Source organism: Bacillus sp. AFS098217 (genome assembly GCF_002551815.1).
Lineage (GTDB): Bacteria > Bacillota > Bacilli > Bacillales > Bacillaceae_G > Bacillus_A.
In genome coordinates, this window is the sequence record NZ_NVPR01000168.1 from 1 (window position 1) to 15818 (window position 15818).

Annotated in this window: 13 protein-coding genes and 1 pseudogene; 8 read left to right on the top strand and 6 right to left on the bottom strand. The window is 34.4% G+C overall.

Annotated elements, in window-relative coordinates; all coding sequences use genetic code 11:
- Positions 1 to 286: 286 nt before the first annotated feature.
- Positions 287 to 1420, top strand: coding sequence for a serine hydrolase domain-containing protein (locus COO03_RS25970; RefSeq protein WP_097899827.1), 1134 nt, complete (start codon positions 287 to 289; stop codon positions 1418 to 1420).
- 30 nt (positions 1421 to 1450) lie between these two features.
- Here the strand turns inward: COO03_RS25970 and pepF are convergent, their stop codons facing one another.
- Positions 1451 to 3238: an oligoendopeptidase F gene (gene pepF / locus COO03_RS25975; protein ID WP_097899828.1), complete on the bottom strand. Its 1788-nt coding sequence runs from the start codon at positions 3236 to 3238 to the stop codon at positions 1451 to 1453.
- A 585-nt stretch (positions 3239 to 3823) separates the two neighbouring features.
- Between pepF and COO03_RS25980 the strand changes: the two genes are divergently transcribed.
- Together COO03_RS25980 and COO03_RS25985 are read left to right on the top strand one after the other, a co-directional pair.
- On the top strand, positions 3824 to 5725 hold the full coding sequence (locus COO03_RS25980) for an endonuclease MutS2 (protein ID WP_097899829.1): 1902 nt from the start codon (positions 3824 to 3826) through the stop codon (positions 5723 to 5725).
- Positions 5726 to 5731: 6 nt separating this feature from the next.
- Positions 5732 to 5896 (top strand): GNAT family acetyltransferase, encoded by a 165-nt coding sequence (locus COO03_RS25985; RefSeq protein ID WP_097899830.1) that lies wholly within the window; start codon positions 5732 to 5734, stop codon positions 5894 to 5896.
- A gap of 73 nt (positions 5897 to 5969) precedes the next feature.
- Here COO03_RS25985 and COO03_RS25990 read toward each other — a convergent pair whose 3' ends face one another.
- A complete protein-coding gene (locus tag COO03_RS25990; protein WP_097899831.1) occupies positions 5970 to 6935 on the bottom strand; it encodes a quinone oxidoreductase family protein in 966 nt (321 codons plus the stop codon).
- A gap of 137 nt (positions 6936 to 7072) precedes the next feature.
- Between COO03_RS25990 and COO03_RS25995 the strand changes: the two genes are divergently transcribed.
- Complete coding sequence (locus COO03_RS25995; protein ID WP_097899832.1) at positions 7073 to 7969, top strand: LysR family transcriptional regulator; 897 nt, start codon at positions 7073 to 7075, stop codon at positions 7967 to 7969.
- A gap of 111 nt (positions 7970 to 8080) precedes the next feature.
- Here the strand turns inward: COO03_RS25995 and COO03_RS26000 are convergent, their stop codons facing one another.
- Positions 8081 to 8863, bottom strand: a complete 783-nt coding sequence (locus tag COO03_RS26000; RefSeq protein ID WP_097899833.1) for a DUF817 domain-containing protein — start codon at positions 8861 to 8863, stop codon at positions 8081 to 8083.
- Positions 8864 to 9265: 402 nt separating this feature from the next.
- Here COO03_RS26000 and COO03_RS26010 point away from each other — a divergent pair, with 402 nt between their 5' ends.
- Complete coding sequence (locus COO03_RS26010; RefSeq protein WP_097899835.1) at positions 9266 to 9826, top strand: GNAT family N-acetyltransferase; 561 nt, start codon at positions 9266 to 9268, stop codon at positions 9824 to 9826.
- Positions 9827 to 10102: 276 nt separating this feature from the next.
- Positions 10103 to 10330 carry a hypothetical protein gene (locus COO03_RS26015; protein ID WP_097899836.1) on the top strand — a complete coding sequence of 76 codons (228 nt, stop codon included), beginning with the start codon at positions 10103 to 10105 and terminating at the stop codon, positions 10328 to 10330.
- 35 nt (positions 10331 to 10365) lie between these two features.
- On the opposite strand, the gene COO03_RS26020 is transcribed toward COO03_RS26015, so the two are convergent.
- Positions 10366 to 11691: an ArsB/NhaD family transporter gene (locus COO03_RS26020; protein ID WP_097899837.1), complete on the bottom strand. Its 1326-nt coding sequence runs from the start codon at positions 11689 to 11691 to the stop codon at positions 10366 to 10368.
- Between the two features lie 246 nt (positions 11692 to 11937).
- Here COO03_RS26020 and COO03_RS26025 point away from each other — a divergent pair, with 246 nt between their 5' ends.
- Positions 11938 to 12288, top strand: a complete 351-nt coding sequence (locus COO03_RS26025; protein WP_097899838.1) for a YojF family protein — start codon at positions 11938 to 11940, stop codon at positions 12286 to 12288.
- 15 nt (positions 12289 to 12303) lie between these two features.
- Positions 12304 to 12966, top strand: a complete 663-nt coding sequence (bshB2, locus tag COO03_RS26030; protein WP_097899839.1) for a bacillithiol biosynthesis deacetylase BshB2 — start codon at positions 12304 to 12306, stop codon at positions 12964 to 12966.
- Between the two features lie 761 nt (positions 12967 to 13727).
- On the opposite strand, the gene COO03_RS26035 is transcribed toward bshB2, so the two are convergent.
- The gene (locus tag COO03_RS26035; protein WP_002169579.1) at positions 13728 to 15176 is read right to left on the bottom strand and encodes a serine hydrolase domain-containing protein; all 1449 of its coding nucleotides are present in this window, start codon (positions 15174 to 15176) and stop codon (positions 13728 to 13730) included.
- Positions 15177 to 15474: 298 nt separating this feature from the next.
- Positions 15475 to 15660, bottom strand: a pseudogene (locus COO03_RS27995) (Tn3 family transposase); the annotation flags it as partial.
- Between the last annotated feature and the right edge of the window lie 158 nt (positions 15661 to 15818).

A 15818-nucleotide genomic window follows, 5' to 3' on the forward strand; every position in this document is an offset into this window, starting at 1 on the left:
CGGCATCTAAATTCCCTGCTATGCAGAATAAAACGGAACTTACACTCGTTTGCTCTTTCTGTTTTTTACTTCGCATGTGGCAGAAAAAGGCACTGACCGCTTCTATGCATGGCCAGATGCTCTCTTCCACCTAAAAAGAGAGGTTTTATGTCGGTTTTTTAATTAATGTATATATAAATATAATCCTTCAATAGAATGAAAGTCTTCTTTTAAATGAATAGAGATAAAATGAATAAAATAATGAGGATAGTAACAAGTATAAACTGAATAAAAAGAGGGCTCCTGTATGTTTAAGAAATATTTAATCGTTTTCTTTATTATTGCTATTTTTTGTTTAAGTGTATATGTGTTCATGCAAACAAATAAAGATAAAACGCAGAATTTCAAGGCTTTTTCAGATTCTAATAGTAAACTAGAAACTGATACGCCAAAAGTAGATATAGATCAGCAAAATCGTTATGATGCGGCAGCAAAAAAATTAGATCAATATTTAAAAGAAAAAGGGTTTAATGGAACCGTACTTGTGACGGATAAAAATAATGTGATTTTGCGAAAAGGATATGGCTATGCAAATATGGAGGATAAAGTCTTAACAACACCAAGAACAAAATATCGTGTAGGTTCTATCACTAAGACAGTAGTAGCGGTATCTATATTGCAGTTACAAGAAAAAGGGAAATTGAATATAGACGATAATGTAAATAAATATATTCCTTCATTTCCAGCGGATAAAAATATTACTTTAAGACATTTATTGACGCATACATCTGGGTTACCGGAGCAGGGACAAGGGAAGGTGGATGCGGCATCACGCTTAAAATTAGTGACATGGATCGGCTCGCAAAATCTTGAATTCCCTGCAGGAACAGGTTGGAGATATACAGATTATAATTATATGGTACTTGCGTATATTGTAGAAAAAATCTCTAAACAGCCATTATCTGAATATGTAAAAGAACATATTTTTATGCCTGTTGGAATGCGTGAATCTGGTATGGGTGCAAGATTCCCTGCGGACATATTTTTTGCAGAAAGTTATATAAAGAAAGATAATGAATTCGTCGCTGCTCCTAAGTTAAGAATGAGCTGGCTATACGGTTGTGGTGAAATGTATACAACTGTAGAAGATATGAAGAGGTTAGATCAAGCTATTATGACCGGAAAGCTTCTTTCCAAACAAAGTTTATCTGATATGTTCACTGTATCACCTGCAAGGAAATATGGTTTTAGTTTTTATATTTATCCAGATTACTACCATAATCATGGTGTATTAGCTGGCTGGAATACATTTAATAATTTCAATTGGGATAAACAAATTTTTGTTATTCTTTTCTCTAACGTTCAAAACGGAATGACTGATGCATTTAATCAGGAATTTCGAAAGATGGCAAAAGATTTATTAGAAGGAAAATCAGCTTAAAAAAACCTCTACATTGTAGAGGTTTTTTTGTTAAAGTGACGAAAATTCTTCAACTAGTTTATCAAAACGACCTAATGCGCTTTCGATTGGTTTTGGTGTTGTTAAATCTACACCTGTTTTCTTTAAAAGATTAAGTGGATAATCTGAACTACCGCCTTTTAAGAATTCAATATAATTTTGCTGAGCGATAGGATCACCGCTTAAAAGCTGATCTGCAATTTGGATTGCAGAAGCAAATCCAGTAGCATATTTATAAACGTAAAATGGTCGATAGAAATGTGGGATTCTAGCCCAGCCATATTTTACTTCTTCATCGAATACGAGTGTATCCCCATTGTATTCTCTAAACAAGTTTTCATATACATCATTAAATGCTTGAGCATTTAATGGTTTACCTTGCTGCGCCATTTCGTGCGTAATCTTTTCAAATTCAGCAAACATAACTTGTGTAAAGAAGGTACCTTTAAATTTCTCAATAAAGTGATTAATTAAATGGTTACGTACATCAGTATCTTTTGCTTCTTTTAATAAGTGATGAATTAATAGTACTTCATTTACTGTAGAAGCAACTTCAGCTACAAAAATGGAATAGTGAGCGGAAATTCTCGGCTGGAAACCGTGGGAATAGTATGTATGCATACCATGCCCGCATTCATGAGTAAGTGTAAAGAGACTATTTAAGTCATCATTATGATTTAAAAGGATGAAAGGATGAACGCCGTATACGCCAAAATTATAGGCACCAGAACGTTTACCAGGTAATTCTCTTACGTCTATATAGCGTTTATCTTTAAAACCTCGAAGTGTTTGAATATATTCTTCACCGAGTGGTGAAAGGGAAGTAAGCATGATCTCGAATGCTTCATCGTATGGAATATCTTGTTTCACACCTTTTACTAAATCAACATTTAAATCATATTGTCTTAATTCATTTAGTTGTAATTTCTCTTTTCGTAAATGGTTATACGTATGTAGAGATGTCATATTTTTTTTAGTTGTATCAATTAAATTATCGTATACTTCCTTTGGAACCATATCACCAAATAGGGATTTTTCTAACGCGGATGGATAATTTCTAATTTTTGAAATGGTAACATTATTTTTTATCGCTGCTGATAAAGTGGAAGCGATAGAGTTTTTTAGTTGAACATAAGGTTGATAGTAGGCTTTATAAGCCTCTTTCCTCTTATCTCTATTTTCATCTTTAATTAATTTAGAGTACATTCCGCGTGTTAAATTCACTTTACTTCCATCATCAGTTGTAACCTCTCCGAATGTAATATCTGCGTTGTTGAGCATGCCGTATGTATGTTGAGGAGAAGAGAGGGCTTCACCCATTTGGGATAAGATTTCTTCTTTATCCTTATTTAAGACATGTTTTTTATATCGATATAATTCAAATAAGTCTTCTTTATAATATTGTAAGCCCTCATTTTCTTCTATATAAGAATGCAAAGTTTTCTCATCGATACTAAGTAAAAATGGAGAAAAGAAGGAACGAGCGGCACTCACTTTAACATGTAATTGTGATGCTTTGTCTACAAGGGACTGCGCTTCTGTATCGCGTGTATCAAGGTCTGATTGAAGTCTTGCATAAGCATAAACTAAATTTAATAAACTTGATATTTCTTCACTTTTTGTAAGATAAGCTAGTAAACTATGGCTATCATGGATATTACCATTAAAATCTTTCAAAGTGTTTGTTAATGTTTCAATTTTTTCGCAGTCGCTTTCCCAGTGTCCGATTGTTTTATAAATGTCCGTTAAATCCCATTTTTCTTGATCTGGTACATCTAATCTGTTTTTTAATTCTGTCATAATTTTTTCCTTTCTAAGTATGTATTTTGTATATTCTCTATATAACTATGAAATACAACAAATTGCAAAAAATCCCTGCTGTAAAATAAAAAATCTTGTCGAAAATGACAAGACTTATTAGAAGAACATTGTAAAGTATGGCACCTTTACTTCCTTCATAACATATAGTATGATAATTTTAATAAATTAGATTTCAATGGAAATAATTATAAATTAATGAGAGGTGCTTTTTGTGAGTGCGGTAGGTTCTAAATAGGAAAAATTGAATGAAATAAATCTGATGAGAACAGGGGATTTTTATATAATTCATACCCCTAATTTTGTCTTGGATTTATTTCAACCTATGAAGATACCTACAATACTTTATAAAGCGTGTAATGATTAGGGGGTAGCCATGTGTTTTTTGATGGTTTATTTCATTATATATTACACATGCCTTGTAAATGTAAAAAGCTGCGGTATCTCCGCAGCTTTCTTGTGTTTATTTTTATCGCATGAAAATCTAATTATTTACATCTCATTGGAATCTAATGGGTGGGTATCTTCATTTATGATGTGAGTAAATCATAGTGAGGAGAATAGAAATTGAATAAAATAACTTTGGAAAAGTTGCAATATAACGAGTTGAAGGAAATAGTTAAATCGTATTGTGTGAGTGGATTAGGAAAACAGTTGTTAAATAAATTGGAGCCAAGCGCAAGTATAAAAGTAGTGAAAAATCGTTTGAATGAAACAACTGAAGCGCGAGCTATATTAGATGCAGAAGGGCATGTACCTTTTTTCGGGATTTCTAATATCGATAGTACAATTCAAAAACTTGAGAAAGGCATGATCTTAGATCCAAATGAGCTAGTTCGTGTATCAGACTTTTTACGAGGGTGTCGAAAGGTTAAAAAGTTTATGCTGGATAAAGAATTTTTCGCACCAGTACTAGCATCGTATGCGAATTCAATGTCCGAATTCAAAAGTGTGGAAGAAGAAATTGATTTTTCAATTAAAGGAAATCGTATTGATTCTGCCGCAAGCAAAGAGTTAAAACGAATTCGAAATAATGTCGACTCCGTAGAGGGGAAAATTAAAGAACGGTTAAATAAATTTTTAAATAGTAGTGTGAATAAGAAGTATATTCAAGAATTCTTTATTAGTAAAAAAGATGATCGCTATACAATTCCGGTTAAAGCTTCTTATAAAAATCAAGTTGCAGGAACTATTGTTGAAATTTCTTCTAAAGGTTCAACAGTTTTTATAGAGCCTAATACTGTTACAAAATTAAATGTGGAACTAGCGAGCCTAAAAGCTGAAGAAGGGATGGAAGAATATCAAATATTAGCCACTTTATCGGGAATGATCTTAGAGGACATTTATAACATTAAGATTAATATGGAGCTGATTAGTCAATATGACATGGTGTTTGCAAAAGCGAAGTTTAGTAAACATATTGGCGGGATAGAGCCGAGGTTAAATGATTATGGATATGTAAAATTAGTTCAATGCAAACATCCATTATTATCAGGAGAAGTTGTACCACTAAACTTTGAAATCGGGCAAAATTACCGAAGCTTAATTATTACAGGACCAAATGCTGGTGGGAAAACGATTGTTCTCAAAACAATAGGTTTAGTAACATTAGCAACAATGTCAGGGTTTCATATTGCAGCAGATAAGGAAACGGAGATTGCCATCTTTGGAAATATTTTTGTAGATATTGGTGACAATCAAAGTATAGAAAATGCACTGAGTACATTTTCATCGCATATGAAAAATCTTTCGGAAATTATGAGAGCTTCGAGTAATAATACACTTTTATTATTTGATGAAATCGGCAGCGGTACGGAACCGAATGAAGGAGCTGCGCTTGCGATTTCTATTTTAGAAGAGTTTTATCATATGGGTTGTATAACTGTTGCGACTACTCATTATGGTGAAATTAAACGCTTTTCAGAAATGCACAGTGATTTTATGAACGCGGCGATGCAATTTAATAGTGAAACATTGGAACCAATGTATAAGTTAATGATAGGGAAATCGGGGGAGAGTAATGCCCTATGGATTTCAAAAAAAATGAATATACGAGAAAATGTGCTGCAAAGAGCAAAAGGTTATATGGAAAATAAAGAATATCGTTTAGAGAGACTGCATGAAAGTAGAATAAGAAAACCTAAAGTTGTGAAAGAGAAAATAGAAGAGAAATATAAATATGAAAAGGGAGACCGTGTGAAATTATTAGACTATGATGACTTTGGAGTTGTATATAAAGAAAAAGATAATTTCCATAACGTTGTCGTGTTTTATAATGGGGAATGTATGGAAGTAAATGTTAAGCGAATTTCTTTAGAGGTACAAGCGAAGGAATTATATCCAGAAGGGTACGATTTAGATACATTATTTATGGATTATAAAGAGCGGAAAATGCAGCATGATATAGAGCGGGGATCGAAAAAAGCACTTCGTAAAATTCAAAAAGAAATAAGAAAGAATAGGGGATGAGATGCTATGAATATAAAGATTAGACAAGAACTTGAGAAAGATTATAAAAGGGCAGAAGAGGTTGTAAAACAAGCATTTTTAAATGAAGCATTTATGGCTATGGAGTTAACGGATCATGATCTTCGAGATATACAAGGAGTCGTTCGATATTCAGAAGCTTTTTCTGAATAGAATTGAACAAAGGGGCAGCTAGAAGAACTCTTCTAGCTGCCCTTTTTTGATTCAGGTTTCTTATCCGAAATGATCACGGTATCAATAAAATTTTCCCTGTACTTTTTCGACTTTCCAATAATCGATGTGCGTCAGCACCATTTTTTAAAGAGAAAGTAGTTGGGTTTTTGATATTTAATTTTCCAGCGGTAATCCAATCAAATAGTTGCTGTGAACGTTTTTTTCGTTCTTCATACGTTGTGAGTACATTCCAAAGATCGCCGCCAGTTAAAGTTTTCGAAGTATCCATTAGCATTCGGGGGTCAATAGGGGCAGGATTGCCACCAGCCATTCCGTAAAATACAACTGTCCCACCGATTCTTGTAGCCTTGAAACTTTCTTCTAATGTAGAACCTACTGATTCATATACAGCGTCAACCCCAAGCCCTTTTGTGATTTTCAGTGCTTTTTCACACCATGCTTCTGTATATAATAATACATAGTCTGCTCCAGCTGAATAAGCTACGTTTGCTTTTTCTTTTGATGAAGTAAGACCGATAACTTTTCCACCTTGCAGTTTAATCATTTGCACGAGAAGTTGGCCAACTCCACCAGCTGCTGCATGCACTAAAATAACATCGCCTTCTTTTATTTTATAGCTATCTTTTGTTAAATAATGAGCCGTTAAACCTTGTAATAAAACAGAAGAGGCTGTATTGAAAGAAATAGGATCAGGTAGTGGAATCACTTTTTCTTTTGGAACAGTTACTAATTCGGCATTTGCGAACGGGACATCAGCAAATGCAACACGATCGCCAACATTAATATTAGAAACTTCATTACCAACACGCTCTACAATCCCTGATCCTTCATACCCTAATATATAAGGTGGTTTACCAGCAAGATGATAGTCACCTCTACGTCTATATATATCAGCAAAATTTAAGCCAATCGCTTTTGTACGAACAAGAATCTCCTTTGGTTTTATAATTGGGTCTGGAACTTCTTGATATTTTAATACATCAGCATTTCCGAATGCTTCGAAACAAAGTGCTTTCATATGGAATACCTCCAATTTGTAACGTACGTCAATATTGTTTGTTAATGTTTCTTATCATACAATACATATATCAATAGAAAAAGAAGATTATTTCGATGGAATCAATCGAAAATATCGATTGGAAGGAGGAAAAGATATTGGAAATAAAACAATTAATTACATTTAAAACGGCAGCGGAAAATTTGAATTTTACGCAGACTGCGAAAATATTGAATTTTGCTCAGTCAAGTGTGACAGCTCAAATAAAAGCATTGGAAGCTGAGCTAGGAACACCATTGTTCGAACGATTGGGGAAACGTCTTTTTTTGACTGAAGCAGGGCGGAAGTTTCAGTTATATGCGGATAAGATGATAGCGTTAAGTTATGAGGCTAAAATGGCTGTGAAAGATGATGAGGAAATATCAGGTACGCTACTAATTGGAGCACAAGAAAGCCAATGTACATATCGACTTCCTTTCATTTTAAAAGAGTTTAAGGCAAAGTTCCCTCAAATAAAGCTTATATTTAAACCAGCTCATTCAAATAAGGATGCGAAAGAACAATTAATGGAAGGGAAATTGGACTTAGCCTTTATTTTAGACGAATGTAAAACAGAAGATGTTTTGCATGTAGAGTCTTTGATTCAAGAGGAATTAAAAATAGTTGTTTTTCCTAATTATCCTTTACTTGAGAAAACTACGGTTTCCATAAAAGACTTAGAAAACGAAACACTTTTACTAACAGAGCTTGGCTGTTCATATCGTACTATATTTGAAGATTTATTCCGTACAGAAGACGTATATCCTATAAATAAAATTGAGTTTGTTAGTGTGGAAGCAATTAAGCAATGTGTAATTGCAGGCCTAGGGATAGCGATTTTACCAGCAATGGTTGTAGAAAAAGATATACAAGAAGGTACAATGAAGGAGTTGGTTTTCGAGAATACAATCACTCCTATTTTTACACAAATTGCTTGGCATAAAGATAAATGGATCACATCACCATTACAGCAATTCATAGATGTAACAAGGGCGTCATTTGGTAAAGTGTATTGAGCGACGAAATATTTATTCTGTCATTTGCGGGCTAATAATCGGTGGGGGATGAAGAAAGTCCCCACTGATTAAAGTTTCACTTTATAGGGAAGCAAAATGTAACAAGCCAACTTATGATATTGAAGTTGGCTTGTTTTCATTATCTTTAAAATGTTTAAGCTGCGCCACAATCATAATACTGATTACAACGAGTAAAAACCATGAACTAATCTTGCCGATGTGAACAAGGCTCCAAGCTTCTCGTTGATTGGGATATTGCCATGCGCCAAAAAACGTAGCGATGTTTTCAGCAATCCAAATGAAAAATCCAATAAGGAAAAATGAAAGTACAAGTGGCATTTTATATGTAACTTCTTGTACAGAAAATTGTACAAAAGTACGAAAAAAGACAATGAATAAAAGGATAGTTAAAACCCAGCGAAAGTCATATAGGAAGTGGTGTGTAAAAAAGTTGAAATAAATCATGGCTCCTAGTGGTATTGTCCATATCGCCCTAGGCCAGTTCTGCATTTGTAAATGTAATCTTCGCCATGCTTGGCATATATAACTAGCGACACTAGCGTACATAAATCCGCTATAAAGTGGGACACCAAAAACTTTTGAATATGCTTCTTCAGGATAACTCCATGAGCCAAAGTGAACTTTATATATTTCTAATAAAAGCCCAATGAGATGAAAGACAGCAATCACCTTAAGCTCATCTTTTGTTTCTAGACGAGTTTTGTACATAATATATTGAGCAAGAAGACAAACAATAAGGATGAAATCATAACGATATAGCCCTGGAATCAGGATGAGTTTTGAACCGGCAAGGGTGATAAAAATGACTACTGGAAAAACACAGGATAAAGCTTGTTGATAGGTAAAGAAAAGAAGTTGCTTGATATAAAACATTGTTTCTCCTTCTGTATGATGGGTGTTTTTTTATCTGAAAAATTCGATGATAATTTACTATACTATAATTTTTTTAAAAGGAAAAGTTTAATAGACAAAGAGCTTTCGGCTTTAGAAAATAAAATGGCAATGGATGAAGTGGAAAAGTTGTTCGCAAAATAATGGACTTAGATATACTTATATAAAATGAGACTCTTCAATTTGGAGGGTCTTTTTTACAATTCCTTTTTGATTAAATACTCAGAAAAATATATAATGAGTGCAAACTTATTAAAGGGAGATGTGCCAATGCTATCGCTTATTGTAAGTACCCCACTATTACTGAAGACGATGGGGCACGGGGATAGATAGGTCTAGTAAATTACAAAACTATCCCCATAATTGAAAAGGGGGATCTTTAAAATGAACACTACAATGAATAATCTTTTTGTAGGCGAAAATATTAAATTATCAGCAATTAGAGCGGAAGATGTTGAGCAAATGGCTATTTGGCAAGAAGATAGTGAGTATTTAAGAAATGTAGATACGGACGCTGCAATTCCACAATCTTTACATGAAATAAAGGAGTATGAGCTATTAAAGGGCCGAAAATCAAACGGTGTTTCGTTCATGTTAAGAACAATTCAAGAAGATATCCTAATTGGTTTTGTGGCACTGCATAGTATAGAGTGGAATAATAGAGCTGGTTTATTAGCAATTGGCATAGGTGATCAGAATTATAGAGGTAAGGGATATGGTACAGAAGGATTACGCCTTATTCTGAAATATGCTTTTCACGAATTGAACTTACATCGTGTAGGTCTTGATGTTATTTCATATAATCAGCCTGCCATTAAAGCGTATGAAAAGGTTGGCTTTAAGATGGAGGGATGTATGAGAGAAGCTGTTCAACGAGATGGAAAGAAATTTGACCGTATTATAATGGGGATATTACAGAATGAATGGATGAAGATTCAAAAATAATTTATTAGATACACGATTTTATCTTTTTTGTATATGGTAAGGTAAATTCTTTGACATAAAGTAAAACTTTAACAGTAGGGGATTCATCCTCTACTGGTTATCAGCCTGCACCAATTGAGTTTTTACGGGCATTTGATTTCCTAGCTACCTTCTTTGCTGTACTGTCCACAAATAGCGAGATAAGCATATTCAATAAAATGCATATATTGAGCAGGATAAGATAGAACAGATGGCGAATTTTTACAACATATGGATTAAAATAAGGAGTCTTGTCAGATGAATTTAGAAAAGCCAAAACCAGTAAATGAAGAGATAGCAGAGTTAAAAGAACTTGTAAAAGAATTACATGGCAGTATGCATCAATTGCAAAGTGAGGTTCAACAGCTTCGGCATGAAAGGCCGATTGTTGAAGTGAAAAAAGGTGTTCAATTGTCACCAGCAATTGTTGGACAAATTGGTGGTATTATTTTAGGAGCATTAGCAATTATCGGGATATTTTGGTGATAAAAAAGGTTTGCAGCAATATGCTGCAAACCTTTTTACATTAAATAACGTAAATATATATAAGCATGTGATAATAATAATGCAACGATCGTTAACGGTAAGCCAATTTTTAAGAAGTCAAGGTAAGAAAATCCATGTCCTTCGCGGTTAGCGATACCTGCAACAACTACGTTTGCTGATGCTCCGATTAACGTTCCGTTCCCTCCTAAGCAAGCGCCAAGTGATAATGCCCACCATAGTACTTCAATTTGAGGGGAATCAGCAGAAAGTCCAAGTCCTGATGCTAAATCTTGAATAAGTGGAATCATCGTTGCGACAAATGGAATATTATCAATAGTAGCTGATGCCGCGCCAGATACCCATAAGATGAGAACTGCTGCAAAACCGATATCGCCATTTGTTACGTCAATCACTTTTTTCGCAAGTGAAGAAATAAGGCCGATATCAATCAATCCGCCAACAAGAACAAATAATCCAGCGAAGAAGAAAATTGTTACCCATTCTACATGAGCGAATACATCTTCTAATTCATGTTGTTTCACGCCGATTAACATAAGAAGTGTAGCACCAGTCATCGCAATAACTGCCGCATCCACATGAATAATCGAATGAAGAACAAACCCGAGAATTGTCAGTCCTAAAATAGAAAGAGATTTTAGGAGTAGGCTTCGATCACGAATATAGTCTTTTTCATTTAAGGCCATAAGCTTGGCAATTTGTTCAGGTGTTGTTTTTAATTTGTTGCGATACATAAAATAAATAATGCCTAATGTAACAACAGAAATAATAATTACAATTGGAGTTAAATTAAGTAAAAAAGCATTAAAATCTAAATGTTTATTAGCAGATCCAATCATAATATTTGGAGGATCACCAATTAGCGTTGCGGTACCACCAATATTTGAAAATAATACTTCAGAAATCAAATAGGGAACAGGTTGTACCTTTAAAATACGCGTGATAGATAATGTAACAGGAACAATTAATAAAACAGTCGTTACGTTATCTAAAAATGCAGAGCCGACAGCGGTTAATAGGGATAGAAATAATAAAATTCGAATGGGCTTTCCGCCTGCTGCTTTTGCTGCTTTAATAGCTACATATTCAAATACACCAGATTGGCTCGTAATATGTACGAGAATCATCATTCCAATTAAAAGGGTAATCGTTTCCCATTGAATATGTGATGTAAAGGCAGTATGTAAGTCTACAATTCCAAAAATAATCATAATGGCAGCACCGAACAGTGCAATTACAGCACGGTTCAATTTCTCGGAAATAATAAATCCATATGTCACTAAAAATACGGCAATTGCAAAATAATATTGCCAATTTGCTACTTCATGTGCTGAATGTTCCAACATGTCACCTTCTTTAAAATATGTATTAAATTGTCGAAATGCATCCCTCCGCATAAACTCTATTGTAGCAAATTCAAAAAAGAAAGAAAACTATTTACAATAGAGAGGAAGAATAAAATTTCACATACCGTAACAGAAAATAAAAAACAAAGTGCAAATTATTATGCAAAGTGAGCATTGTCCTCTAATATAGAGATAGCAATTTACATTATTTTTGCGTAAAATGGTTTGAAGAGGTGAAATCCGATGGAAATAGTAAAAGATAGCGCTGTTATTCAACATGAAATCGAACGTTTTGTAAATAAAGATGTATATATTCATTTAGAAACGACAAATGGAGCATATGCTTCACATATTAATGAAAAAATGATGACAGTCGGAGCATTCATTCGCAATGCAATTATCCGTTTTGAGCGCGGGAAAATAACCGGAACAAATCCATACCGAGTTGGTCTCAAAATGAATCATGGCTGGGTATATGCTGAAGGCATTACACATTGGGAAGTAGACGAGCAAGATCGTTTATTACTAGCAGGGCACGATAATAAAGGTCGTTTAGCAGTAGCACTTGAATTAAGCTTAACGCCATTTAAATAAGAAGGAGGGAAACGTATGGAGAGACATGTACTTGTTGTATTTCCGCATCCAGATGATGAATCCTATGCAGCAGGAGGAACAATTAGTTTATTAACAAGACAAGGAGTACCTGTAACCTATGCATGTGGAACCCTTGGACAAATGGGACGTAACATGGGGAAAGGTGTATTTGCAAACCGTGAAACAATTCCAAGTATCCGTGAAAAGGAATTAAAAGATGCATGTGAAGCAATGGGCGTTACAGATTTAAGAATGCTTGGTTTTCATGATAAAACGTTAGAGTTTGAAGATGTAGATTTTGTAGCAGATAAAATTGAAGCGGTAATTCGCGATGTACAGCCATCAAGAATTATTACATTCTATCCAGAACATGGTGTTCACCCAGACCATGATGCATTTGGTCGTGCTACAGTTCGTGCAGTATCACGTATGCCAAAAGAAACGCGTCCGGTTATTCACGCTGTTGCAATTACGAAAAATCGTGAAGAAGTATTAGGTGAACCCGATGTGGTGAATAACATTAGCGAAGCATTTGATCAAAAGTTAGCAGCTTTACGTGCACATCGTTCTCAAACGGAAGCGATGCTTGAAGAAACAGAAGTGAAGCTGAAAAATAAAGATGCTGCAACGTTAAAATGGTTACAAATGGAGCAGTTTTGGACTTATAAATGGGAATAGACTAGAAGGTAGGCTTCTTCTAGTATTCCTTACATATAAAAGAGGTGCCATAATGTGGCCATAGCCATCAAGTTAACAAAAATACTCCAGATGNNCATCTGGAGTATTTTTGTTAGATATAGAATACAAGTTTCTATATTTGGACATACTCAAATAAGACTTCAACATACTTATTTTTTTAAGCGGTGTGTTGAAGTGAATTTGTATATTCTTGAGTGATGCCAAGAATATCAAATGAAAGTTTATCAAGACCTAAATCGTAAAAAGTCATAAAAATTAAAGGTTGTCACATATTAGTCATGACTAATATGTGACAACCTTTTACTTATAACGTACCCGTTAGCGCAATAAGAAAAGAATGATTTCCTTTTTTAGGGGTAGCCGAATTTCGTACGCTATGAGATCCTCAGCTTCTTACGGTTTAGTTGTCTGTAGTGGTCGTAGAGAGTCTACTGGCGCACTTTCTCTTTTGCTAATTCGGTATTCTCCTAGAAAGTTAATGCGTTCCCACCCTACTGGAGAACTATGTTTTAATAGTTGTACAGAGATAATAAAGTTGTTTAATTTACAATAAAGTCATTTAAAAAATAATATAGTTGTTTAAAAATCCTTCTTCTACTAACGAGGCAGGTTAGTGAAAGAAATAGCAAGTGGGTTTAACTAGGAGAAGTGTCGATGACATTAAAGAAGACACCGAGGTGTCTTCTGTTTTTTAAATTAAGAATATCGATAAATTAGGATTTATTTACTTAATATTATACTTATTTTCGGACCGAGGCATCTAATCGGTGAGTATATACAAACCAAGTAATGCTTGCTGTTAATAATGTTGACGAAATTAAAGCTGTAAGAACACTATATGTTTGCCAAATAAGTATCGTTGACCAATCGAAGGCAAAAAACATTATACACTGGGCAATCGTAGCGATTAGGAAAATAATTGTTACGATTGTTCTCTTTTTTGTCATTGGCTGCTGCTCATTCGTTTTCCTTTTTCTTAATCCTAAGAAAAATAACAGAACGGCTAATAGACAAAGAATAATTGTGGTAGACGACAAAATGATGTCCAAAAGCTGTGTGCCGCTTATCTCATATGACTGAGCTAGATTGCCGTTTAATATATTTTTAACTTTTAGTACCAGGTTTATATTGGTATTTGCGCCGTTGCTCAGTAAGCAGATGGCTGTTCTTTCATTTGGCAGTATGGCTACTTCGGTACTAAAATTTGGATTACCCCCAGTGTGTTCTATAAACGTTTGTTCGGCGTTTACCGACCAACCTGCCGCATAATACATATCATTGACAGCCGAAACAGACATATCACCCCTATGTGATTTTTCGATGGCCCTGTGAAATATTTCGGGTATGTCCTGCACGATACCCATCTGTATGCCCATCCAACGCGCCATATCTTTTGTATTAGAAATGATATAGCCGGCAGGTTTATTCCCAGCATAATCCGGAGCGTTAAATGGAGTTGTTATAAAAAAGGAAGAACGGTAGCCCTGTGCTAACTGTCCAGTGGCTTGAGCATCTTCTTTATAAACATACGTCTGGTGAAGACCTAAGGGTAGAAATACCTGTTCCTTCATAAAGTCTTCATAGCTTTGTCGTGATACAATCTCAATAACCAAACCCAATACGTCATAATTAACGGTTCCATAGTTATATTGTTCACCGGGAGAGAACGCCAATTCTGCATCTACCAGCGTTTCCACAGTCTTTTGCAACATATCAGGCGTATTACCTTGTGGAATATTTTGAATATGTCTAATATTTGTTAGGCCGCTGGTATGGTGAAGAAAGTTATTTAGTGTAAGGTTTTGCATATCAACAGGTTTACCTTGATACTTTAACGTAAACCAAGGTAAATATTTTTGGATAGGGTCAGTCATTGATAGCAGCCCTTGCTCTTCCAATAGCAAAATCCCCATACCAGTAAAAGCTTTACTCACCGAGGCCAACTCATAGAGTGTATTTTCACTTGCAGACAATCCCTTTTCAAGATCTGCATACCCAGAAGAAAAGTAGAACACTTCACCATCAGCAAGTATTGAGATTGACATTCCAGGCACACCTGATGTACGACAGGCATCATCTAGCAATGCTTGTATTGCCACAGATTTCGAATCTGACAACGCATAACTTTTTGTTGCGAATCCTGAGAATAATATAAATATCGTTAATACAAAAACAATAGTCTTTTTCATACACTCTCCTTTTTGAAGAATTATAAGGGTATAAATAACTTATTTTTATAACTATAAACTAAATTCTAATTTATCTTTCTATTCACCTATATAATATGAAATAATTGTGAAGAGTTACACTTAAACTAACGGGGGCGTTAGTTCAATAAGAAGTAAACAACTTTATTATTCATTTTTTAAGCATTACATAAGCAGATGGATATAATTTGAAACAACTTTAAAGAGCCTTGCTGCATATAGAATGTAGTAAGGCTCTTATCTTTTTTAATCAAAATTCAATAACTTTATTATCACTATACAATAGTTCTTCATCAAATTGTTCTTTTTTCTTCAAAGCTTTTATTGCTTCACTTAAATAAATAGTATTCCACACACTAATTACATTAATTAAGAGGTTCAGTGCACTACTTCTTTAAAGTTGATCTTGTAGCGCTCTTTCTCGTAATTCACCATGTTTTCCAAAGAAAATAGCGAAAGGCAAGGCGATGATTACATTTACAAAATGACGAGAAAAATGACAAAACTGTAAGAATGCATGAATGTTTGTAAGAAAGTTCGATGTTTTCCTTTTTCTTTTTTTATTATAGTGAAAAAGAAGAAATAAGAAGGAGGGATTTGAAATTGTCTTTTTCTCAATTCAAT